This window comes from Actinomycetes bacterium (genome assembly GCA_035489715.1).
Classification (GTDB): Bacteria; Actinomycetota; Actinomycetes; order JACCUZ01; family JACCUZ01; genus DATHAP01.
In genome coordinates, this window is the sequence record DATHAP010000115.1 from 1 (window position 1) to 21,066 (window position 21,066).

Annotated in this window: 18 protein-coding genes; 9 read left to right on the top strand and 9 right to left on the bottom strand. The window is 72.9% G+C overall.

Annotated features, from left to right (window positions below):
* A partial coding sequence (dnaE, locus tag VK640_08900) for a DNA polymerase III subunit alpha (GenBank protein ID HTE73303.1) occupies positions 1-1,400 on the bottom strand: 1,400 nt, incomplete at its 3' end.
* A 390-nt stretch (positions 1,401-1,790) separates the two neighbouring features.
* On the opposite strand from dnaE, the gene VK640_08905 reads away from it, so the two are divergent.
* Positions 1,791-2,648, top strand: coding sequence for a hypothetical protein (locus VK640_08905; GenBank protein HTE73304.1), 858 nt, complete (start codon positions 1,791-1,793; stop codon positions 2,646-2,648).
* Positions 2,649-2,920: 272 nt separating this feature from the next.
* Here the strand turns inward: VK640_08905 and VK640_08910 are convergent, their stop codons facing one another.
* The 5 genes from VK640_08910 to VK640_08930 form a co-directional block, all read right to left on the bottom strand.
* Positions 2,921-3,409 (bottom strand): GNAT family N-acetyltransferase, encoded by a 489-nt coding sequence (locus VK640_08910; protein HTE73305.1) that lies wholly within the window; start codon positions 3,407-3,409, stop codon positions 2,921-2,923.
* Complete coding sequence (locus tag VK640_08915) at positions 3,406-4,335, bottom strand: RluA family pseudouridine synthase (protein HTE73306.1); 930 nt, start codon at positions 4,333-4,335, stop codon at positions 3,406-3,408. Before VK640_08915 ends, VK640_08910 begins: the two co-directional genes overlap by 4 nt.
* 52 nt (positions 4,336-4,387) lie before the next feature.
* On the bottom strand, positions 4,388-5,971 hold the full coding sequence (locus VK640_08920; GenBank protein ID HTE73307.1) for a sugar transferase: 1,584 nt from the start codon (positions 5,969-5,971) through the stop codon (positions 4,388-4,390).
* 237 nt (positions 5,972-6,208) lie between these two features.
* Complete coding sequence (lspA, locus tag VK640_08925; GenBank protein HTE73308.1) at positions 6,209-6,805, bottom strand: signal peptidase II; 597 nt, start codon at positions 6,803-6,805, stop codon at positions 6,209-6,211.
* Positions 6,778-7,311 (bottom strand): TraR/DksA C4-type zinc finger protein, encoded by a 534-nt coding sequence (locus tag VK640_08930; protein HTE73309.1) that lies wholly within the window; start codon positions 7,309-7,311, stop codon positions 6,778-6,780. The genes lspA and VK640_08930 overlap by 28 nt, the downstream gene beginning before the upstream one ends.
* 4 nt (positions 7,312-7,315) lie before the next feature.
* On the opposite strand from VK640_08930, the gene VK640_08935 reads away from it, so the two are divergent.
* Positions 7,316-8,140: a hypothetical protein gene (locus tag VK640_08935; protein ID HTE73310.1), complete on the top strand. Its 825-nt coding sequence runs from the start codon at positions 7,316-7,318 to the stop codon at positions 8,138-8,140.
* Positions 8,141-8,193: 53 nt separating this feature from the next.
* On the opposite strand, the gene VK640_08940 is transcribed toward VK640_08935, so the two are convergent.
* Complete coding sequence (locus tag VK640_08940) at positions 8,194-9,009, bottom strand: SGNH/GDSL hydrolase family protein (GenBank protein ID HTE73311.1); 816 nt, start codon at positions 9,007-9,009, stop codon at positions 8,194-8,196.
* 314 nt (positions 9,010-9,323) lie between these two features.
* Between VK640_08940 and VK640_08945 the strand changes: the two genes are divergently transcribed.
* From VK640_08945 to VK640_08960, 4 genes are all read left to right on the top strand, one after another.
* The gene (locus VK640_08945; GenBank protein ID HTE73312.1) at positions 9,324-9,998 is read left to right on the top strand and encodes a response regulator transcription factor; all 675 of its coding nucleotides are present in this window, start codon (positions 9,324-9,326) and stop codon (positions 9,996-9,998) included.
* A gap of 439 nt (positions 9,999-10,437) precedes the next feature.
* Entirely contained in the window at positions 10,438-11,775 is a 1,338-nt protein-coding gene (locus tag VK640_08950; protein HTE73313.1) for a CocE/NonD family hydrolase, read from the top strand.
* 813 nt (positions 11,776-12,588) lie between these two features.
* The gene (locus tag VK640_08955) at positions 12,589-13,098 is read left to right on the top strand and encodes a hemerythrin domain-containing protein (protein ID HTE73314.1); all 510 of its coding nucleotides are present in this window, start codon (positions 12,589-12,591) and stop codon (positions 13,096-13,098) included.
* Positions 13,082-13,219, top strand: coding sequence for a hypothetical protein (locus tag VK640_08960; protein ID HTE73315.1), 138 nt, complete (start codon positions 13,082-13,084; stop codon positions 13,217-13,219). Before VK640_08955 ends, VK640_08960 begins: the two co-directional genes overlap by 17 nt.
* Before the next feature lie 112 nt (positions 13,220-13,331).
* On the opposite strand, the gene VK640_08965 is transcribed toward VK640_08960, so the two are convergent.
* Both VK640_08965 and VK640_08970 read right to left on the bottom strand, forming a co-directional pair.
* Complete coding sequence (locus tag VK640_08965; protein ID HTE73316.1) at positions 13,332-15,878, bottom strand: FtsX-like permease family protein; 2,547 nt, start codon at positions 15,876-15,878, stop codon at positions 13,332-13,334.
* A 3-nt stretch (positions 15,879-15,881) separates the two neighbouring features.
* Entirely contained in the window at positions 15,882-16,646 is a 765-nt protein-coding gene (locus VK640_08970; protein ID HTE73317.1) for an ABC transporter ATP-binding protein, read from the bottom strand.
* A gap of 222 nt (positions 16,647-16,868) precedes the next feature.
* On the opposite strand from VK640_08970, the gene VK640_08975 reads away from it, so the two are divergent.
* The 3 genes from VK640_08975 to VK640_08985 all read left to right on the top strand — a co-directional run.
* Entirely contained in the window at positions 16,869-18,344 is a 1,476-nt protein-coding gene (locus VK640_08975) for an ATP-binding protein (GenBank protein ID HTE73318.1), read from the top strand.
* A complete protein-coding gene (locus VK640_08980; protein HTE73319.1) occupies positions 18,341-20,419 on the top strand; it encodes a hypothetical protein in 2,079 nt (692 codons plus the stop codon). Before VK640_08975 ends, VK640_08980 begins: the two co-directional genes overlap by 4 nt.
* Positions 20,416-21,066, top strand: a 651-nt coding sequence (locus tag VK640_08985; protein HTE73320.1) for a hypothetical protein, incomplete at its 3' end; no start/stop codon positions are given. The genes VK640_08980 and VK640_08985, both read left to right, overlap by 4 nt.

The following is a 21,066-nucleotide window of genomic DNA, read 5'->3' on the forward strand; positions in this document are numbered from 1 at the left end:
GCGTAGGGGTAGCCGAGGACCCGGGCCGAGTCCTTCATCGCCTGCTTGGCCTTGATGGTGCCGTAGGTGACGATCTGGGCCACCCGGTCGTCGCCGTACTTGTCGGTGACGTAGCGGATGACCTCGCCGCGACGGCGCTCGTCGAAGTCGACGTCGAAGTCGGGCATCGACATGCGCTCGGGGTTCAGGAAGCGCTCGAAGATCAGGCCGTGCTGCAGCGGGTCGAGGTCGGTGATCCGCATCGCGTAGGCGCACATCGAGCCGGCTCCGGACCCACGGCCCGGCCCGACCCGGATGGCCTGCTCCTTGGCCCAGTTGATGAAGTCGGCGACGACCAGGAAGTAGCCCGCGTAGCCCTTGGAGCAGATGACGTCGGTCTCGTAGAGCGCCTGGCGACGTACGTCCTCCGGGATGCCCGCGGGGTAGCGCGCGACGAGACCCCGCTCGACCTCCTTGACGAACCACGACTGCTCCGACTCGCCCTGGGGCACCGGAAAGCGCGGCATGTAGCGCCCCTCGCCCTCGGTGAAGGACACCTCGCACCGCTCGGCGATGAGCAGCGTGTTGTCGCACGCCTCGGGCAGGTCGCGCCAGACACGGCGCATCTCCTCGGGCGACTTGAGGTAGTAGGAGTCGCCGTCGAGCTTGAACCGGTTGGGGTCGGCCATCGTCGACCCGGACTGGACGCACAGCAGCACCTCGTGGGCCGGGGCGTCCTCCTTGCGGGTGTAGTGCAGGTCGTTGGTGGCCACGACCGGCAGGGCGAGGTCCTGGGCCAGCCGGAGCAGGTCGGCCCGGACCCGGGCCTCGATCTCCAGGCCGTGCTCCATCAGCTCGAGGTAGTAGTTGCCGGCGCCGAAGATGTCGCGGAACTCCGCCGCCGCCGCTCGCGCCTGGTCGTACTTGTCGAGCCGGAGGAACGTCTGCACCTCGCCGGACGGGCAGCCGGTGGTGGCGATCAGCCCGCCGGAGTACTGCTGGAGGAGCTCGCGGTCCATCCGGGGCTTGTAGAAGAAGCCCTCGAGGCTGGCCCGGCTGTTGAGCCGGAACAGGTTGTGCATGCCGGCGGTGGACTCGGCCAGCAGCGTCATGTGGGTGAACGCGCCGCCGCCGGACACGTCGTCGCCGCCACCCTGGCCCCACTTGACCCGGGTGCGGTCGCTGCGGTGGGTGCGCGGGGTCACATAGGCCTCGACGCCGATGATGGGCTTGACCCCGGCGGCGGTGGCCTTCTTCCAGAAGTCGTAGGCGCCGAACACGTTGCCGTGGTCGGTCATCGCCAGGGCAGGCATCCCCATCGCCGCCGACTCCTGGAACAGGTCGTCCACGCGGGCCGCGCCGTCGAGCATGGAGTACTCGGTGTGCACGTGCAGGTGCACGAACGAGTCTCGGGATCCCATGGTGCTGGCGGCCTCGATCGGGTGGATGGCTGCTGGTCGGTGGGCTGGTGTCCGGGTGGAGTCTAGGTCCGAGGTGCGACCGTCCGAGGCCAGCCGGCGAAGGTCCCAGGCCGGTCGGCGTGTCGGCCCCGCGACCCTCCCGCCGGCGCTCCCGACCTGTCCGATCCGGGACCGACCCCCTTGATCGTTCGCGACGCTGGCCGCACCCGTCTCCCATGATCGTTTGCGACACGCGAGGTCGGGGCACGCCGTTGGTTCGGCGTGTCGCGGTCGGGTTCGCCGCAAACGATCAAGGATGGGTACGTCGTCCACAGCGGGCGGGCCGGCCGGGTCGTCCACAGATCTGGTCCCGAGCCCGGCGGGCTGTCGGCACCTCACCAGGGTTGACGGGTGCTGCACCTCCCGTCCCCGCGACTGCTGGACGAGGCACTGCTCGTCTCCGGCGACACCGATGTCCGGGTGGCAGCAGTCCGCCGCCTGATCCCGATTGAGGTTCCGCTCGGCGGGTGGGCAGCGCTTCGCTGGCTGGGCGTCGACGCTCTCGACGGACGCACCGGGCCCGCCGGTGCGACGTTGCTGCCGATCACCGTGTGCACCGGGCCGGTCGGCCGGCTGCGGTCACGACCGGGCCTGGTGGTCGACCGGAGCACGATCCTGGCGATCGACCTCGTCGAGCACGCCGGCGTGCTGGTTACCTCCGCCGAGCGCAGCTGCCTGGACATCATGCGCTTCCACGGCGTCGAGGCGGGTCTGGTGGCTGCCGACTCGACCGTTCGGGCCGGGCTCACGACCCGCGAGCGGTTGACCGCGGTGCTGGCCCGGATGTGCGGGCTCAAGGGTGTGCCGCAGGCCAGGCTGGCGGTGAGCCTCGTCGACGGACGGGCGGAGTCGAGTCCGGAGAGTCGGCTGCGCTACGTATGGGTGGTCGAGGCAGGCCTGCCGGTACCGCTGGTCAACCCGGTGGTCCTCGACCTCGACGGTCGGTTCGTCGCCCGCACCGACCTGGTCGACCCGGAGGCCGGCACGGTCGGCGAGTACGACGGGTCGCAGCACCGCGAGCTGGCGCAGCACACGGCGGACAACGTCCGGGAAGAGGACGTCGAGGGGCTCAACCTCGAGGTGACCCGGTCGACGTCGCTCGACCTCTGGCCGCACCGGCGGCGACTGGTGGCCCGGCTGCAGGCCGCCCACCGACGGGGCACTGCGCGCGACCGGGCCAAGGACTCCTGGATCCTCCGACCGACCTGAGCGACTCCAGCGACTCAAGCGAGTCCCGTGAGCGGCCGCGCGCACGCCCGGGCCACTGACGCAGCCCTCTGTGGTGATCGTTTGCGACGTTCCTGGGGGCGACACGCCCGACCAATGGCGTGTCGCGGACGCGGACGTCGCAAACGATCATGCGGGGCGTTCGGGGCGGTTAGGGGACGGCGGACACTTCGCGGGGCCGCGGCCACGGGTTGGCTCGGCAGCCGGGCATCCTCGTGGAGTGCTGCTGCACAACCGGTGCCGGCCGGCCAGGGTCAGCCGAGCAGCTTGGTCATCCAGCGGTGCGGCAGGCCGGCGTCGTCGAAGACCGGCCCGTGCGCCGTGTAGCCGAGCCGCTCGTAGAACCCCAGCGCGTGGGTCTGGGCCGAGAGGACGACCACCCGCAGTCCCCGCTCGGCGGCCCGGGCCTCGATCGCCGCGACCAGGGCGACGCCCAGTGCGGTGCCGCGGGTCTCGGGCCGCACGGCCAGCCGGCCGAGGTGGCCGACCGGTCCCAGCGCCGGGTCCGCGTCGGCGAAGCCGGCCGGCTCGACGACCAGGCGGCCGGCGCCCACGGCACGGTCGGCCCGGCCGTCGTCGTAGGCCACGAAGTGGTCGGCGGTCTCGTCCAGCTCGTCCAGCTCCAGCTCGGCCGGCACCTGCTGCTCGGTGACGAACACGTCGTAGCGGACCCGGTAGGCCGCGGCCCGGTCGCTCTCGTCCTGCGCGACCCGGATCGTCCGCGCGGGGGTGCCACCCCTCACGACTCCGCCCGGAGCCGCTCGAGCGCCGTGGCCAGGTCATCCGGGTAGGTGCTGGTCAGGTCCAGGCGCTCCCCCGTGCCCGGGTGCTCGAACCCGAGCCGCACCGCGTGCAGCCACTGCCGCTCGAGGCGCAGCCGGGCGGCCAGCGTGGGATCGGCGCCGTAGGTGAGGTCGCCGACGCAGGGGTGCCGCAGCGCCGCCATGTGCACCCGGATCTGGTGGGTGCGCCCCGTCTCGAGGTTGATCTCGAGCAGGCTGGCCGACCGGTGCGCCTCGAGGGTGTCGTAGTGGGTGATGCTGGGCTTGCCGCCGGCGACGACGGCCCACTTCCAGTCCGCCGTCGGGTGGCGGTCGATGGGGGCGTCGACGGTGCCGGTCAGCGGGTCCGGGTGGCCCTGGACGAGGGCGTGGTACGTCTTGTCGACCTCGCGGTCCTTGAAGGCCCGCTTGAGGACTGTGTAGGCCCGCTCCGACTTGGCCACGACCATCAGGCCGCTGGTGCCCACGTCGAGCCGGTGCACGACACCCTGCCGCTCGGCCGCACCGCTGGTGGACACCCGGTACCCCGCTGCGGCGAGCCCGCCGACGACTGTCGCGCCGGTCCAGCCGGGACTGGGGTGGGCGGCGACGCCGACCGGCTTGTCGACGACCACGATGTCGTCGTCGTCATGGACCACGGTCATCCCTGGCACCGGCTCGGCGACGACTACCGGGGCCGAGGGCGGCGGCGGGAGGGTGACGTCCAGCCAGGAGCCGGCGTGCACCCGGTCGGACTTGCTGGCCCGGGCGCCGTCGACGAGGACGTCGCCGGCCACCACCAGCTCGGCCGCCTTGGAGCGGGACACCCCGAAGAGCCGCGACAGCGCCGCGTCCAGGCGTTCCCCGGCCAGGCCCTCGGGCACCGGCAGGGTGCGGTGGTCGCTCACCTGCCGAGGGTAGCCGCGGCCGGCACCGACTCCGTCCGGCCGGTCGGCGAGGTCAGTACGCCCCGCGGCGGCTGACCACCGCGTGCAGGGTCTTCCAGAGGATCTGGATGTCGCCCGCGAACGACCAGTTCTCGACGTAGTAGAGGTCGAGCCGGACGCTGTCCTCCCAGGACAGGTCGGACCGGCCGCTCACCTGCCAAAGGCCGGTGATGCCCGGCTTGACCAGCAGGCGGCGGGAGGTCGCCCGGCCGTACTGCTCGGTCTCGCTCTGCAGCGCCGGGCGGGGCCCGACCATGCTCATGTCGCCGAGGAGCACGTTGACCAGCTGCGGCAGCTCGTCGAGGCTGAAGCGGCGCAGGAACCGGCCGACCGGGGTGACCCGCGGGTCGTCGTGTCGCTTGAAGAGCAGGCCGTTGCCGTGGTTGACGTCGGCGACGTCCGGCAGCATCTCCTCGGCGTTGCACACCATCGTCCGGAACTTGTAGACGGTGAACATCGCGCCCTCACGGCCGACGCGGACCTGGCGGAAGATGACCGGGCCCTGGCTGGTGAGCCGGATTGCCGCGGCGATGAGCACGAGCACCGGGCTGATCGCGATCAGCGCCACGGCGGCGGTGATCCGGTCGAACGCCTCCTTGACCACGCGGGTGGGCCCGGTGAACTCCGGCTGCTCGACGTAGAGCAGCTGCAGGCCGGACACCGGGCGGACGTGCACCCGGGGGCCGGCCACGTCGGTGAGGGCCGGCGCGACGACGAGGTCGACGCCGGCGCCTTCCAGGTCCCAGCCCAGCCGCTTGAGCACGCCGCTGGTGAGCCCGCGCGAGGCGGTGACCGCGACCGTGTCGACCCCGAGCCGGGTGACCGCCTCAGGGACGCTGGTCAGCGAGCCGACCACCGGCACCGAGGCACCGGCCACGGCGTCACCGGGGGGCATGCAGGCACCGACGACCTTGAGCCCGGCGTAGGGCTCGCGCTCGAGCTCCGCCACCAGGTCCTCGACCTCCTCGCGCCCGCCGACCACAAGGACCCGGTGCGACCAGCGGCTGGAGCGCCGCCGCGCCTGGTGCAGCACCTTGCGGGCGGCCCAGCGGCCGAGGAGCAGCAGCGCGGTACCGATCATGAAGGACAGCCCGAAGGCCAGCCGGGAGAACTGGAAGCGGTTCATGTAGCAGACGACCGCCACGAGCCCCCAGAAGTACATGCTGGCCCTGACGACCCGGCGGTACTCGTCGCCGCCCACGCCCAGGATCCGCCCGTCGTACGTCCGGATGATCAGCAGGAACAGGACCCACGCGAGGGCCAGTGCCGGGCCGAGGACGAGGTACGACGTCGGGCGGATGTTCGCGACCTCGCTGGTGATCGAGATCGCCTTGTAGCCGGGGCCGAAGACCCAGCCCAGGGCGATGCCGATGGCGAGGGTGACGAGGACCGCGTCCAGGATCAGCAGGCGACGGCCGAGCCGTCGCAGCCACCGGGTGTCGGAGGCGACGGCGCGGTCGGCGAGGGAGACCACCACCGGCCGGTCGGCGGGTCGCTCGGCGGGGCCGTGCGGCTGTCTCTGGGACGGGGTCTGCGTCGGGTCGTCACGGACCGGCAGGCCCTGGCGCAGGGCGTCTTCGGGCGCCACGGAGCTCATACCGGTCCCCCTCCCTCTGTCGGTCCGACTGCCAGCTGGCCTGCCGTGGGTGCCGTGGACCGGTGGTCCCGATCGAGCACGAGCAGGGTAACGGACGGTCTGGGATCCGTCACATGAAGCCACATATTGTGATGAATGGGTGCGGATCGGACACTACCGCCCCGTCGGTCGAGTCCCACACCTGTAAGAGTCCCGAGCGGCCCGTTCGGTTCACCCGAATCTCGAGGAACTTGCGCCTCAGGCGTCCGGTGGCATGGTTCGGGGCGGTTCGTCCTCGGCCCCGGCCTGCTCGTGGTCAGTGAGCGCATCGACCCCCCGCGCGGAGAGCACCACCATGAGCACGCCGGCGACCACGATGGCCGAGTCCGCCAGGTTGAACACCGGCCACCGCGGCAGCTCGAGGAAGTCGACGACGTGCCCGCGACCGGGGCCGGGGCTGCGGAGCAGCCGGTCCATCAGGTTGCCCAGTGCTCCCCCGAGCACGAGTCCGAGCGCCACCGCCCACCATGCGCTGGTCAGGCGGCGGGCCATCCGCAGGATCACGAGGACCACGGCGACGGCGACGCAGGTGAAGACGATCGTCATGCCCTGGGCCATCCCGAACGCCGCGCCCGGGTTGCGGACCAGCCGGAGGGTGAGCAGCCCGCCGAGCAGGCTGACCGGCTCCCGGTCGCTGAGCTCCTCGACGGCCAGCAGCTTGCTGACGACGTCGAGAGCGAGCACGCCGGCCGCCACGGCGAGCAGGAGGGGCAGCCGGCCGAGGCCGCGGTCCCCGACCGACGCCGGGGCCGACGGATCGGGCTCGTTCAGCGGCGCTCCTCGCGCTGCTTGCACGTCATGCACAGGGTCGCCCGGGGAAACACCTGCAGGCGAGCCTTGCCGATCGGGTTGCCACAGTTCTCACAGACGCCGTAGGTGCCGTTGCCGATGCGGGCGAGAGCGCGCTCCGCCTGCACCAGCATGTCACGGGTGTTGTTGGCCAACGACATCTCGTGCTCACGCTCGAAGGTCTTGCTGCCGGCGTCAGCCGCGTCGTCGCCGGCGCCGTCGCCGGAGTCGCGCAGCATGTCGTCGATCTCGTGCTCGGCCATGTCCAGCTCGTCCCGCAGCCGGCGGACCTCGTCCCGCAGCTCGGTGCGCACCCCGTTGAGCTCGCCCTTGGTCCACGGGTCCTCGTCGGCCCGCACCACCAGCGCCTGGGGTCCCGCCGAGGGACCGGCCGGACCTGCCGAGCGACGGGCCGCCGACGGACGGCTGACCTGCTTCTTCGCCGCGGCGACCGGCCGGCCCTCCTCCAGGGCCTTCTTCGCGGCTGCCCGGGACGCAGCGGTCTGGGGCACCGGCTTGACCGGAGGGACGGGCGCGGGAGTCGTGGACGGAGCGGCGGCCGGCGGCGCCTTCTGCGCGGCGCGCTTGGTGGCCGGCGCCGCCTTCGTCGCAGCGTTCTTCGTCGCCGGAGCCGCCAGCCCGGGGGCCGTCTTCGTGGCCGCGGGCGCCTTCTTGGCCGGGGTCAGCTTCTTCGTGGCGGCCGTCTTCTTGGCGGGCGCCGTCTTCTTGGCGGGCGCCGACTTCTTGGCGCCGCTGTTCCTGGCGGGCGTTGCCTTCTTCGTGGCGGCCTGCTTCGTGGCGGCCGTCTTCTTGGCGGGCGCTGCCTTCTTCGTGGCGGCGACCTTCTTCGCCGGTGCCGCCTTCTTCGCTCTGGTCTTCTTGGCGGGTGCCGCCTTCTTCGCTCTGGTCTTCTTGGCCGGTGCCGCCTTCTTCGCTGCCGTCTTGTTCGCCGGTGCCGCCTTCTTCGCTGCGGTCTTCTTGGCGGGTGCCGACTTCTTCGCCGACGCGGCCTTCCTCGTGGCCGTCGTGGCCTTCGTCACCTTCGCCGTCTTCGCTGTCTTCGCCGCCTTCGCTGCCTTGGTGGATCTCGTCGCCGTGGCGGCGCGCGCGGGCGAGGGCGCCGCGGGGCGGCGCACCGGCGCCGACGCTCGACGGACGGCGGTCCGGGCGGCGGCGACCACCGAGCGCACCCGGGACGGGCGGCCCGCGCCGGTCGTGCTCGTGCCCCTGCTCTGCTCCGCCATCACGGCCCCCTTGCCGGCGACTACCTGGCGAACCGCGCCGATCTTGTGGCGCGACGGTGCCGGAAGGATAGGTCTCCGCAGGTCACGCGACAAATGACCACGCCGGGTGACCGGCCGACCGCTTCCTGCCACGGCAGCGGTCCGGCTGACTCAGCCGCCGGCGCGACGGAGCTCCCGGGCGAACACCCGAGCGATCTCCCGGTGCCCCTCGGTGCTCGGGTGGAAGCCGTCTGCCGCGGTCAACCCCGCCAGGTCGTCCTCCCGGGCGAGATCGACCAGCCGAGCGCCCTGACCACGTACGACCCGGGCGATAGCGGCGTTGAACGCCCGCACCGTGGCCTTCACCTGGGCCCGTGGCGGAACCACCGGCAGCCGACAGCTCACGCCGTCCACCGGGCGCCCACCGCTCCCGGCCAGGCAGGCCCGGTAGGCCGGCAGCCGCCACAGGTCCGGCACGTTGCCGACGAGCACCACCGCCCGGCCGCCCTGTCGCAGCGCCCGTACCAGGCCGGTGAGCTGCCGCTCGTAGCGCGCCACCGGGACACCGGCAACGGCGTCGTTGACGGCCAGCCAGACCGTCACCACGTCCGGCCGGGCTGCCAGCGCCGAGGGCAGCTGGGCGCTCAGCGCCGCCTGCAGGGTGCTCCCAGCGACCCCGACGTCGACGAAGCGGCTCTGCGGCAGGGCCCGCTCGTGCAGGACGCGGGGCCAGCCCTCGGTGGACGGGTCGTCCGCGCCGACTCCGACCGTCTCGCTCGCGCCCACCGCCACGTAGACCTCGGTCCCACCAGTCGGGCTCGGCGTGGCGGGCGAGGCGCTCTCGCCTGCGGAGGTGGCGGTCCCCGCCGCACCGGACCGTGGCGTCTCCGCTCCCCTGTCGGCCGGGTCTCCGGAGCAGGCGGCCAGCAGCCCCGCCGTCACCAGGAGCGCGAGGGTCGCGGCAACCGGTCGGGAAGGCCTAAGCACCCGCCCAGGCTAGGTGCCGGTGGCAGCCCCACCCCGGACGGTGCGGCTGCCCCCTCGATCTGAGGCATCCCGCCCCCGGACCTAGGTGGTCTTCCCGATGCCGTTCGCCGTCCCCCGCGCCTAGTTTTCGAGCACGTCAGCAGCACGAGCGCCCGAGAGGAGTGACCGGCATGAAGCAGCAGCAGATCGTCAAGCGGACCACCCGCTCGACGCAGCAGTCGCTGGACCTGCGGTCGCCGGCCGGCCGCCACCTGCCCTTCTGATGCCCTGGCGAGCGCGAGCAGCCGACCGCCGCCGCCGTTACAGTCCCGGACATGGTCCTGCGCGTCGTCTTCGCCGACGACAACTACCTGGTCCGCGAGGGTGTGTCCGCCCTCCTCGCGGAGGCCGACGACATCGAGCTGGTCGGCACCGCGGCCGACCCGAACTCCCTGGTCAAGCTGGTGGCCGAGCTGTCCCCTGACGCCGTGCTCACCGACATCCGGATGCCACCGACCCACACCAACGAGGGCATCGTCGCGGCCAAGCGGATCCGGGCCGAGTTCCCGAGCACCGGGGTGGTCGTCCTCTCGCAGTACGTCGAGGAGGACTACGCGTTCGAGCTGCTCGCCGACGGGGTGGCCGGGCTGGGCTACCTGCTCAAGGAGCGGGTCTCCGACCTCGAGGAGCTGGTCCGAGCCCTGCACGAGGTCGCTCGCGGCGGCTCCTCGCTGGACCCCCGCGTCGTCGAGGGGCTGCTCGCCCGCAAGTCCGCCGAGGACCGCTCCCCGCTGCTCGGACTCACCGACCGGGAGCGCGAGGTGCTGCAGGAGATGGCGAGCGGCCGCAACAACGCCACCATCGCCAAGACGCTCTTCATGAGCGACCGGGCCGTGGAGAAGCACATCGGGTCGGTGTTCCAGAAGCTCGGTCTGGTCGACGAGCGCGAGGTCAACCGGCGGGTGATGGCGGTCCTCGCCTACCTCGAGGCGGTCGGGCCGGCGCGCTGAGGGGCGCGCTCGACGGCGCGCGGGACGGCCCGCCACGGGATGGCCGCACTCCCGACGTGGGGTGAGCACGCTGGTCCGCATGGTCCTCGTCCCGGCGGCGATGAGCCTGCTCGGTCACCGCGCCCGGTGGCTGCCCCGGTCCCTGGACCGGAGGCTGCCGACGATCGACCTCGAGGGCACCCACGCCGACCCGGTCACGCTGCCGGTGCCGCGTGCGGCCGGCGACGACGAGAGGACGAGGAGGAGCTGGAGCGCGAGCCTGCGCTCGTCTGACCGACCCTCACCCCGCTGGCGGGGCTCCGGCTCACCTGCTGAACCGGAGCCCCGCCGGCCCCGTGTCCGGGGCGGGCGGCCAGCCACCGGACACCCGTGGGCTGGCCCCTTCGTCGTGCGGGTCGCTCCCTGCCGGTCGTCGACCGGAGTTCCTAGCGTCGTACGCATGACCTCGACGACCGCGCTCGGACCCCTGTCCGACCGTGCCGCGCCCACCCCCGACGCCGCTCGGCGCCCCCCGCCGCGCCCCTCGTTGTGGCAGGTGCGCGACCTGGGACACGCGCTCTTCGTGGCCGCCAGCGGGGTGATGGCGCTGCACGTGGTGGACGACAGCCTGCTCCGGCCGGCCGCCGGGACGTCCCGGATCGACCACCTCGCGAGCGGTGTCGTGCCGGTGCTGGTGCTGGCCGCCCTCGCGGTGGCCTGGCCCCGGCTCCGTGCCGGCTGGCAGGCCTTCGTGGCGGTTCCGCTCGGCGCGGTTCTCGTCGTCGCCGGCGCGACCGGCGCCGGCCACCATGCGGTCTCGGTCGGCCCGTCGGGGACCGACCTCACCGGCCTGCCGACCATCCCCGCGGGGCTGGTCCTGGTCGGCCTCGGGCTGACCCTTCTGTGGACCTCGCGGCGCCGGGACGACCACCCGGCCTGGCGCTGGACCCGTCGGGCGCTGATGCTCTCGCTGGTGCCGGTGGTCGGGTTCTACCTGGTCCTGCCGGTCGGCATCGCCTGGCTGGCCACCCACTCGATCACCCACACCGTGCCGGCGGCGCACCTCGGCGCGCCGCACGAGGACGTCGTCCTGCACACCAGCGACGGCCTCGAGCTCACCGGGTGGTACGTGCCCTCCCGCAACGGCGCCGCCGTCATCGCCTTCCCCGGGCGTGGCGGGCCGCAGAAGCACACCCGGCTGCTCGTGCGGCACGGCTACGGCGTGCTGCTCTTCGACCGCCGCGGCGAGGGCGACAGCGAGGGCGAGTCCAACCTCTTCGGCTGGGGCGGCACCAAGGACATCGACGCGGCCGTCGACTTCCTCGAGGACCGCCCCGACGTCGACCCCGACCGGATCGGCGGGATCGGCCTCTCGGTCGGCGGCGAGCTGATGCTGCAGGCCGCCGCGGAGTCCGGCCGGCTCGACGCTGTCGTCTCGGAGGGTGCGGGCACCCGGTCGCTCGGCGAGGAGCTCGAGGAGCTCACCGCCGGCCAGCTCGCCCAGGGACTGCCCACGCTCGTGGTCAAGGCGGCCGCGCTCTCGGTCTTCGCGAACTCGGCTCCGCCGGCCAAGCTCACCGACCTGATGCCTCGCGTCGAGGCACCCGTGCTGCTGATCTGGGCGCCGAACGGCGGCAACCTCGAGATCATGAATCCGGAGTACCGCCGGCTCGCCGGCGGCCCGGCATCGATCTGGCGGATCGACGACGCGATGCACATCCAGGGCATCACCGCGCACCCCAAGGCCTACGAGCGCCGCGTCGTGGGGTTCTTCGACGCGACGCTGGTACGTCGCTGAGCCGGTCACCCGGCGTCCGGGCGGACCCTCAGCCGTCGAGGGTCCGCCCGAGGCCGTCGAGGATCCGAGCACTCGCTCGGCGGCTGTCGCGACCGACCGGAACCGGCTACGTGTTGACTGACATGAGCTCTGGCGGGCCGCGGCAAGATGGCGGTCGTGACTGTTCCTCTACCGCCATCGGGCTGCTGGGTTCACCCCTCGGTGACGGTACGGCGTTCGCCTGTCGAAGGCTTGGGTCTGTTCAGCGCAGACGCCCTCTCCCTCGGCACGGTTGTGCTGCGGCTGGGCGGACAACTGGTTAGCGACGAGGACTTGAGAGCACGCCTTGCGACCGCAGCCGCTGATCCTGCCCAGACATACGTAGACACGATCACGGTCGACAACAACCTCCACTTGGTCATCCCGTCCGGCGATCCCGTGCACTACGGCAACCACAGCTGCGACCCGAACCTCTGGTACGTAGACCCCTACTCCTTCTCGGCGCGGCGCGACATCGAGCCGGGAGAAGAGCTCACCAGCGACTACGCCACAACAACCGGCGTGCCGGACTGGGAGATGGACTGTCTCTGCGGATCTGTGACTTGTCGTCGTCGAGTGACAGGCGAGGACTGGTGCCTACCCGAGCTACAACGGCGCTATGGCGGACACTGGACACCCGGATTGCGTCGCCTCACGGTCGGCGATAGCTGCCGATCTGACGCAGAGAGCTTCCGCGGAAACGTCTCTGGCGCAGCGCGCGTCTCCACGGAGACGTCTGCTGCCGATCACCTCGCGGATGGGCGGCGCGGGAGTGCGGATGGCTAGGGTCGCGCCATGGCTGGCATGAGCATGAACCGGGCGATCCACGGGGCGGTCCGGCGGGACCTCACCCGCTTCATCACCGCGCTCGAGGCCTTCCGGCCCGGCGACGCCTCGCGGGCGCAGCAGCTGAGCCGGGCATGGGCGAACTTCGACGACCAGCTCACCCACCATCACGAGGGCGAGCACCGGATCGCCTGGCCCGCTCTGCAGAAGGTGGGGGTCGCCCCCGAGCTGCTCACCGCCCTGGACGCCGAGCACGACGTCATGGCGGCCGCCCTCGCCGACGCGCGGGCCGCCCTCGAGGTGCTGACCCGCAGCCCGGGCGCGCCGGAGGCGTCGGCTGCGCTGGGGGCGATGCAGAACCTTCGGCAGGTCACCGTCGCCCACCTGGAGCACGAGGAGGCCGAGATCGAGCCGGTCTACCTGGCGAACCGGGAGGCCCCGCAGATCAAGGCGATGGCCCAAGGAGTTCGCCAAGGTCGGCCCGGCCCGCGGCGGCCGGTTCTTGGCCTGGGTCCTTGACGGCGCCTCGCCCCAGGAGCGTGCGGCGGGCTCCGGCGAGGTGCCCGGCCCGGTGCTGGCGGTCCTCACCACGGTGTTCGACCGCGGCTACCGCAAGCAGGTCGCCGCGGTCTGGCGGTAGCCCGACCCAGGGTCCCGGCACAGCGAGCCGGCGGGGCTGCGGCACAGGTTCTGTGTCGCAGCCCCGCCGGCGGGTCGAAGGGTCGGGGGTCAGAGGTCTCGAGGTCGGTGGCTCAGTCGGTGACCACCGCCTTGAGGACGTCGACCCGGGCGGCGGACCTGGCCGGGCCGACCGCGGCGAGCACGCCTGCCACGGCAGCCAGTGCGACGTAAAGCGCGATCTGCGGCACCGGGACGGAGATCGCCTTGATCCCCTCGTCCTTGAGCGCCTGGGCCAGCGTGATGCCGATCCCGGTGCCGAGGACGGCGCCAGCAGCGGCACCGATCAGCGAGATCACGACCGACTCCCAGCGGACCATCGCCCGCACCTGGCCGCGGGTGGCACCGACGGCGCGCAGCAGGCCCAGCTCGCGGGTCCGCTCGTGCACGGACAGCGCCAGCGTGTTGACGATGCCGAGCAGCGCGATGAACACCGCGAGCAGCAGCATCACGCTGACGAAGGTGAGCAGCTGGTCGATGAAGCCGCTCGCGACCTTCTCGAACTCCTCCTGGTCGAGCACCTGGGTGTCCGGGTGGTCGGCCAGCGCCGCGGCGATCCGCTCCTTGACCTCGGTGAGACCGGCGCCCTTGTCCAGCATCACGATCGCGTTGGCGTCCAGCCGCTCGCCGGCGAACGCCTCCTGCGCCGGGAGGCCCAGGATGTAGTCCGACTCGATGAAGCCGCCGGTGCGGTTGTAGATGCCGGCGATGCGCAGGTCGTGCTCGCCGGTCTGGGCGAACACCGCGGGCACCGTGTCGCCCACCTGCCAGCCGTTGGCCTTGGCGACCTTCTGCTTCACCAGCACGCCGTCGGCCCCGAGGTCGCTCGCACTGCCCGAGGCGACGTCGAGGTCGAGGGCGGCCTCCGCCGTCGCCGGGTCGACCGACGAGTAGAAGGTCGTCGCCCCGGCGATCTGTGCCTCACCGAAGCCCGTCGGTGACACCAGCTTCACCCCGGGCACGGCCGCGGCGGCCTTGCTGGCCTCCGGGCTGTAGCCCTCGGCCTGCGCGCTGGCCGTGGTCAGGTAGAGGTCGGCGTTCGTCGAGTCGCCGAGGATGTCCGAGAAGGACGCCTTCAGCGAGGAGGCGAACACGCCCATGCTGACCACCAAGGTCAGCCCGATCATCAGGGCCGCCGCCGTGGACGCGGTGCGACGCGGGTTGCGCATCGCGTTCTGCCGGGCCAGGTCGCCCGGGACGCCCCGCAGCCGCAGGGGTGCGCCGATCGCGGAGGCGAGCGGGCGGGCTGCCAGCGGCATCAGGGTGAGGACGCCGACGACCAGCCCGAGAATGCCGAGCATGGTCAGCTTGCCGCCTCCGCCGGAGTAGAGCCCGACGAGGACGCCGGCCAGACCGGCACCGCCGAGCAGGGTGCCCAGCGCGATCCGGGTCTTCGACGGCGCACGGGAGCCGGGTGTGGCCTCGCGCAGCGCCTCGACCGGCAGCACCTTGGTGGCCCGGCGGGCGGGCACCAGGGAGGCGACGACGGTCACGACGGTGCCGACCAGCAGCGAGACCACGATCGTGCGCGGCTGGAGCTGGGTGGCGGTGCTGGGCAGGCTGAACCCGACGGCGTCCATCAGGAACGTCAGCCCCTTGGCGACGCCGACGCCGAGCGCCAGCCCGACGGCGGAGGCGAAGACGCCGAGCAGGAACGCCTCGGCGACGAGGTTGCGCATGACCTGGCGCCGGGTGGCACCGACCGCGCGAAGCAGTGCGATCTCGCGGGACCGCTGGCTGACGATCATCGTGAAGGTGTTCCAGATGATGAACGAGCCGACGAACAGCGCGATGCCCGCGAAGATGCCGAACATGATGGTGACGAACGCCAGGTCCTCGTTGACGGCGTCGGACGACTCCTTGGCCACCGCAGCACCGGTCACCGCCTCCGCGCCGTCGGGCAGCACGGTGTCCAGACGGTGCGTCAGCGCCTTGTCGCTGACGCCGTCCGCGGCGCTGACGCCGATCGAGTCGTACGTCCCCGGCTGACCCAGGACCTGCGCCGCGGTGTCGGTGTCGAAGTAGGCGGCCGTCGTGCCGCCGAGGTCCTTGCTGTCGCCGAAGCCGACGGTGCCGACCAGGGTGAACTCCTCGGTCGGCCCGCGGAACAGGACCTTGATGGTCGAGCCCAGGGCGATGTCGTGGTCCTCGGCCGAGCTGGCGTCGATGGCCACCTCGTGCGGACCCTGCGGGGCGTGACCGGTGCGGATGACGGTCTCGCCGCGGAGCTGCTCGTCGTCGGGCAGGTTGTAGCCCATCGTCGGGGCGCCCCCGGCGGTGGTGATCGCCTTGCCCTCGGTGTCTGTCAGCAGCGCGTAGCCGCTGATGCTGCCCTCGGCGGCGCGGACGCCGTCGACCGAGCGGACCCTGTCCAGCACGCCGGCGTCGATGGGTCCCCGGCTGAGGCCGACGCCCGACGACTGGTCGAACGCGGCCTCCTGGCGGACCACGGCGTCGGTGCCCGAGGTCACCTTGCCGAACAGCTGCTCGAAGGCGACCTTCATGGTGTCGGTGAGGATGAGGGTGCCGGCCAGGAACGCGACACCGAGCGCGATCGAGGCGGTGGTGAGGGCGAGGCGCAGCTTGTGCGCGAACATCCCTCTCAGGGTTGCGGTGAACATCGGTCAGTCCCCCAGGTGCTTCATGTAGTCGAGGACGCGGTCGGCGGTGGGGTCCTGCATCTCGTCGACGATGTTGCCGTCGGCGAGGAACAGGACCCGGTCGGCGTAGGCCGCGGCGTTGGCGTCGTGGGTGACCATGACGACGGTCTGGCCCATCTCTTGCACGGCCTTGCGGAGGAAGCCGAGCAGCTCGGCCCCGGACCGCGAGTCCAGCGCGCCGGTCGGCTCGTCGGCGAAGACGACCTGCGGCCTGCTGGCGAGCGCCCGGGCGGCCGCGACGCGCTGCTGCTGACCGCCGGAGAGCTCGGAGGGCCGGTGGCCGAGGCGGTCGGTGAGCCCGACCGTCTCGACCACCGACTTGATCCACAAGGCATCGGGCTTCCGCCCGGCGATGCGGATCGGCAACTCGATGTTCTCGGCCGCGGTCAGCGTCGGCAGCAGGTTGAACGACTGGAAGATGAAGCCGATCTGGTCGCGGCGGAGCAGCGTCAGCTTCTTGTCGTTGAGCGCCGCGATCTCGGTGTCGCCGAGGAAGATCTGGCCCGACGTCGGCCGGTCGAGACCGGCCAGCACGTGCAACAGGGTCGACTTGCCCGACCCGGACGGGCCCATGATCGCGGTGAACTGGCCGGCCTGCAGGGTGACGGACACGTCGTCGAGGGCGTGCACGGCGGCGTCGCCCTCCCCGTACTGCTTGCTGACGCCGACGGCCCGGGCCGCGCTGCTGGTGGAGACGGGGGTGGTGGGGGCGTGCGTGGTGCTGGTCATCTGGGCTCCTTGTGCGTGGGCACGATGGCTGGACGGGTGGGTGCCGCTCCTTCGCGGTCTGGTCCCAGGGCACCGCGGATCGGCGGCCGCGCCGATGAGGCGGTGCGCGTGACCGGTGAGTGCAGCCGACGAGCACTGGGCGGGCAGACGTGCGGCCAGCCCCACCCCGGGGGTTCGGCTCGGATCCTCCGCGGCGACCCGCCGCGGGAGCAGACTGCTGCCATGCCACGACGGCCCCGCAGCTCGCCGAGCCGGTCCCGGGGTGACCTGCTCGGCCGGCTCGTGGTGCTCGGCGGTCTCGCCGGGTTCGTCGTGGCGACGTACGTCGTGGTAGTCCTCGGCGGCGGCGCCCTCGTCGGGCGGACCGACTCCCCCGACCTCACGCTCTCGGTCCTCGCCACGGCCGTGGTCGCCCTGGGCTTCGAGCCGGTGCAGCGCCGGCTCGACCAGGTCGCCCGCCGGCTGGTCGACGGCGGCACCCCGTCGCCGTACGACGTCCTGAGCCGCTTCTCCGAGACCGTCACCGGCGGGTACACCACCGAGGAGCTGCCCGGCCGGATGGCCACCGTGCTCGGCGAGGGCACCGCAGCCGAGTGGACCCAGGTGTGGCTCACCGTGCAGGACCGGCTGACCCTCGCCGCCACCTGGCCGCCGGACGCCGCGGCGGACGCGACGCCGCCGGAGCCGCCGGGGCCGCCGGAGCCGCCGGAGCCGGTCGATGGCGTGCGGGACGTCACCGGTGACCGGCGCCGGACCCTCCCGGTGCGCCACGGGGGGCAGGTGCTCGGCGTCTTCCGCCTGCAGGAGCGCCCGGACCAGCCGCTGACCACCGTCGAGGAGCGGCTCTTCTCCGGCCTGGCCGCGCAGGCCGGACTGGTGCTCCGGCTGGTCGGCCTGCGCGCCGAGCTCGCCGCCCGGCACGACGACCTGGTCGCCCGCGCGGCCGAGCTGCGGGCCTCGCGCGAGCGCCTGATCGAGACCCAGGACGCCGAGCGGCGCCGGCTCGAGCGGGACATCCACGACGGGGCCCAGCAGCACCTGGTCGCGCTGGCGGTCAACCTCCGGCTGGCCGAGACGGTGGCGACCCGCTCCCCCGAGCGCGCCGCCCGGGTCCTCGCCGAGCAGGCTGTGGCGTCCCGCGAGGCGATCGAGACGCTGTCCCAGCTGTCCCGCGGCATCTACCCGCGGCTGCTGGCCGACGAGGGGCTGGTTCCGGCGCTGCGCGGGGCGGTCGCGACCAGCCCGGTGCCGGTCACCGTCGAGGCCGACGCTGCCGACGCTGCCGACGCTGCCGACGCTGCCGACAAGGCCCACGGCACTGCTCCGGTCCGCCCGCCGACCGGTGTCGAGGCGGCGCTGTACTTCTTCGCGATGGAGGCGGTGCAGAACGCCGCCAAGCACGCAGCGGCCTCCGCCGTGACGGTACGGCTCACCCTCGCCGGCGAGGGCGGGGGCAGCCGCTGGCGGCTGTCGGTGACCGACGACGGCACCGGCTTCGACGCGGCCGGCGCCGGGTCGGGGGGCGGGGGTGCCGGGCTGTCGAACATGCGCGACCGCCTCGACGCGGTGGGCGGCTCGGTACAGCTGGTGTCGCGCCCGGGGCACGGGACCACCGTCGTGGCCGAGGTGCCGGTCGGGTCGGCGCCCGCGCCGGTCCCCGTTGCTCGTCCGGCAACGACGCCGACGCCGACGCCGTGAAGCGTCTCGCCTGGGCGATCGTCGCCGCGAGCGTCGGCCTGGTCGTCGCCGACACGGTCATCAGTGCGCAGTACCGCACGATGCCCTCGGCCGAGGTCCTTTCCCAGCATGCCTGGCCGGCGGTGCACCTCGCGGCCCTCGCGAGCGTGCTGATGGGCGCGCTGATCGTCTCGCGCTACGCCCGGCACCCGATCGGCTGGCTGCTCGTCGCCGGCGGGTCGGCCACCACGCTGTCGCTGGCGCTGGAGGCGGCCAGCCTCTGGCTGACCGACCACGACGGGCCTGGCTCGGTGGCCACCGGCCACACCCTCGGCTGGCTGTCGCTCCTGATCAACGCCTCGTTCACCATCACCACCCTCGCCGTGATCTTCCTGATCGCACCCGAGGGCCGGCTCGCGTCCCGCCGATGGCGGTTCGCCATCTGGACCTCGGTCGCCGGCTTCCTGCTGTACGCCGTCGGCGTGCTCATCGTGGACCCCCAGCGGGTCCGCCTGACGGCGGACCAGGACTACGGGTTCCTCACCGGCCTGCTGGGCACTGCCGGGATCATGCTGACCGCGGGGTCCCTGGTCGCCGCGCTCGTGTCGCTGGTGCTGCGGATGCGCCGCGCGGTGGGCGTCGCGCGACAGCAGCTGCGCTGGATGGTCGCGGCGGCGGCACTTCCCGTGGTGGGCCTGGTCTTCGTCCTGACGGCCTCGGCGTTCTCGGACAGCTACCTGATCAACGTGCCCCTCTACCTCTGCTACCTGGCGGTCCCGGTCTGTATCGCGGTCGCGGTGCTGCACCACCGGCTCTTCGACCTCGACCTGATCATCAGCCGGGCCCTGCTCCTCGCTATCGCCACCGTGCTGGTCGGGACCGGCTATGTCCTGGTGGTCGTCGCGCTGAGCTCAGCGATCCGGCGCGGGACCGGCGGCTTCTGGCCCTCGCTGCTGGCCTTCGTATTGGTGGCGATGGCCTTCCAGCCGCTGCGCCGACGGGTGGTGCACCTCGCCGACCGGCTGGCCTTCGGCGCGTCGGCCACGCCGTACGAGGCGCTGGCCGACCTGGCCCGGCGGCTCGGCGAGAGCCCGGACCCGACCTACCTGCTGCCCGCGGTGGCCGAGGCGGCGGGGTCGGCGGTTTCCGCGCGGCGGACCACGGTGCGGCTGCGGGTGCCGGGGGCCGCGGACCAGGTCGGCCGGTGGCCGGCTGCGGCAGCGGGCGGCACGGGGCCGCTCGGGGACGACCCGGGCGTGACCGGTGACCCGGGCCCGGTGGGGGCCACCGCCGAGGTGCCCGTCGTCGACCGCGGCGAGACGCTGGGCACGCTGCACGTCGAGATGCCGCCCGGTCGCGATCTGCGGCAGCACGACAGCCGGCTCCTGCAGGACCTGGCGGACCAGTCGGCGCTCGGCTTCCGCAACGCGCGGCTCTCCGCCGAGCTGGCCAACCAGGTCGAGCAGCTCGACCGGCGCACCGCGGAGCTGGTGGAGTCGCGCCGCCGGCTCATCACCGCGGGCGACGCCGAGCGACGACGACTGGAGCGGTCGATCGCCCGGGAGGTCGTGCCACACCTGGAGCCGCTGCCGGGCCGGCTCGAGCAGCTGGCCGGCTCGGCGGCGGCGATGGATCTGGACCCGAGCGCGGTGCAGCCCCTGGTCGCGGGGTCGACCGCGGCGCTCGAGGCGCTGCGCGAGATCACCCGTGGCGTCTTCCCCGCCCTGCTCGCCCGATCCGGGCTGGAGGCGGCGCTGAGGTCGCTGCTCGGCCGGGCCGGCGGGCGGCTGGTGACCGATGGCGCCCCGGGCGACCGGCTGGACGAGCGCGTCGAGGCAGCGGCGTACTTCTGCGTGGCCGAGGTGCTCCGCGAGCTGACCCCGCCGGTCGAGGTGGTGCTCGACCACCCCGACCGGCTGGCTGGCGGGCTGCTCCTCGAGGTGCGGGCCCCCGACAACGGCGGGCTGCCGGCCGTCGCCCCGCTGCGCGACCGGGTCGAGACCGTCGGCGGCACCGTCGTCGGGCGCACCGGTGAGGGGCGCACGGTGCTGGTGGTGCGGCTGCCGGCCGCGCCCCGGCTCGAGGTGCCGGTGTGACCTGGCCGGCGGGTCGGCGGGAGCAGCTCCCCGCCCGGGTCGCCTGGGTGCTCTGCGGCGTCACCGTGCTGCTCGCCGGCGTGCAGACCTGGTTCTTCCTCGGCTGGTCGGTCGTCCGCGAGGACGCGAGCAGCTGGCCCGTCCTTACCCTCGGACTGACTCTGTGGGCGGCTCTGGGTGCGGTCATCATCTCCAGGCACCCGCGGCACCGGGTGGCGTGGCTGTTCGTCCTCGGGGCACTGCTGGCGCAGACCGGCAACTGCCTGTTCGACTTCGACTCGATCGCGGCCAACGGGCCTTCCCCCGACCCGGGGGCCGCCTGGCCGTGGGCGGTCTGGATCGGGATCCTCCTGGACGCACCCGTCCCGCTGCTGTTCCTCAGCATGCTCTTCCTCCTGTTCCCGACCGGACGCCTGCCGTCGAATCGCTGGCGGCCGCTGCTGTGGGCCACTTGGGCGTCCTTCGCCTGCCTCGTCGTGGCGTTCGTCGCCCTGGTCCCGCCGTGGCAGATCACCCCCGAGAAGCGGGACGAGATCTTCGAGGAGGGATGGAACGCGGCGCTGGTCGCCAACCTGCTCTTCGCCTCGCTCCTCGTGGAGCTGATGGCTGCCGCGGCGTCCGTCGTCGTCCGCATGCGGCGCGCCCGC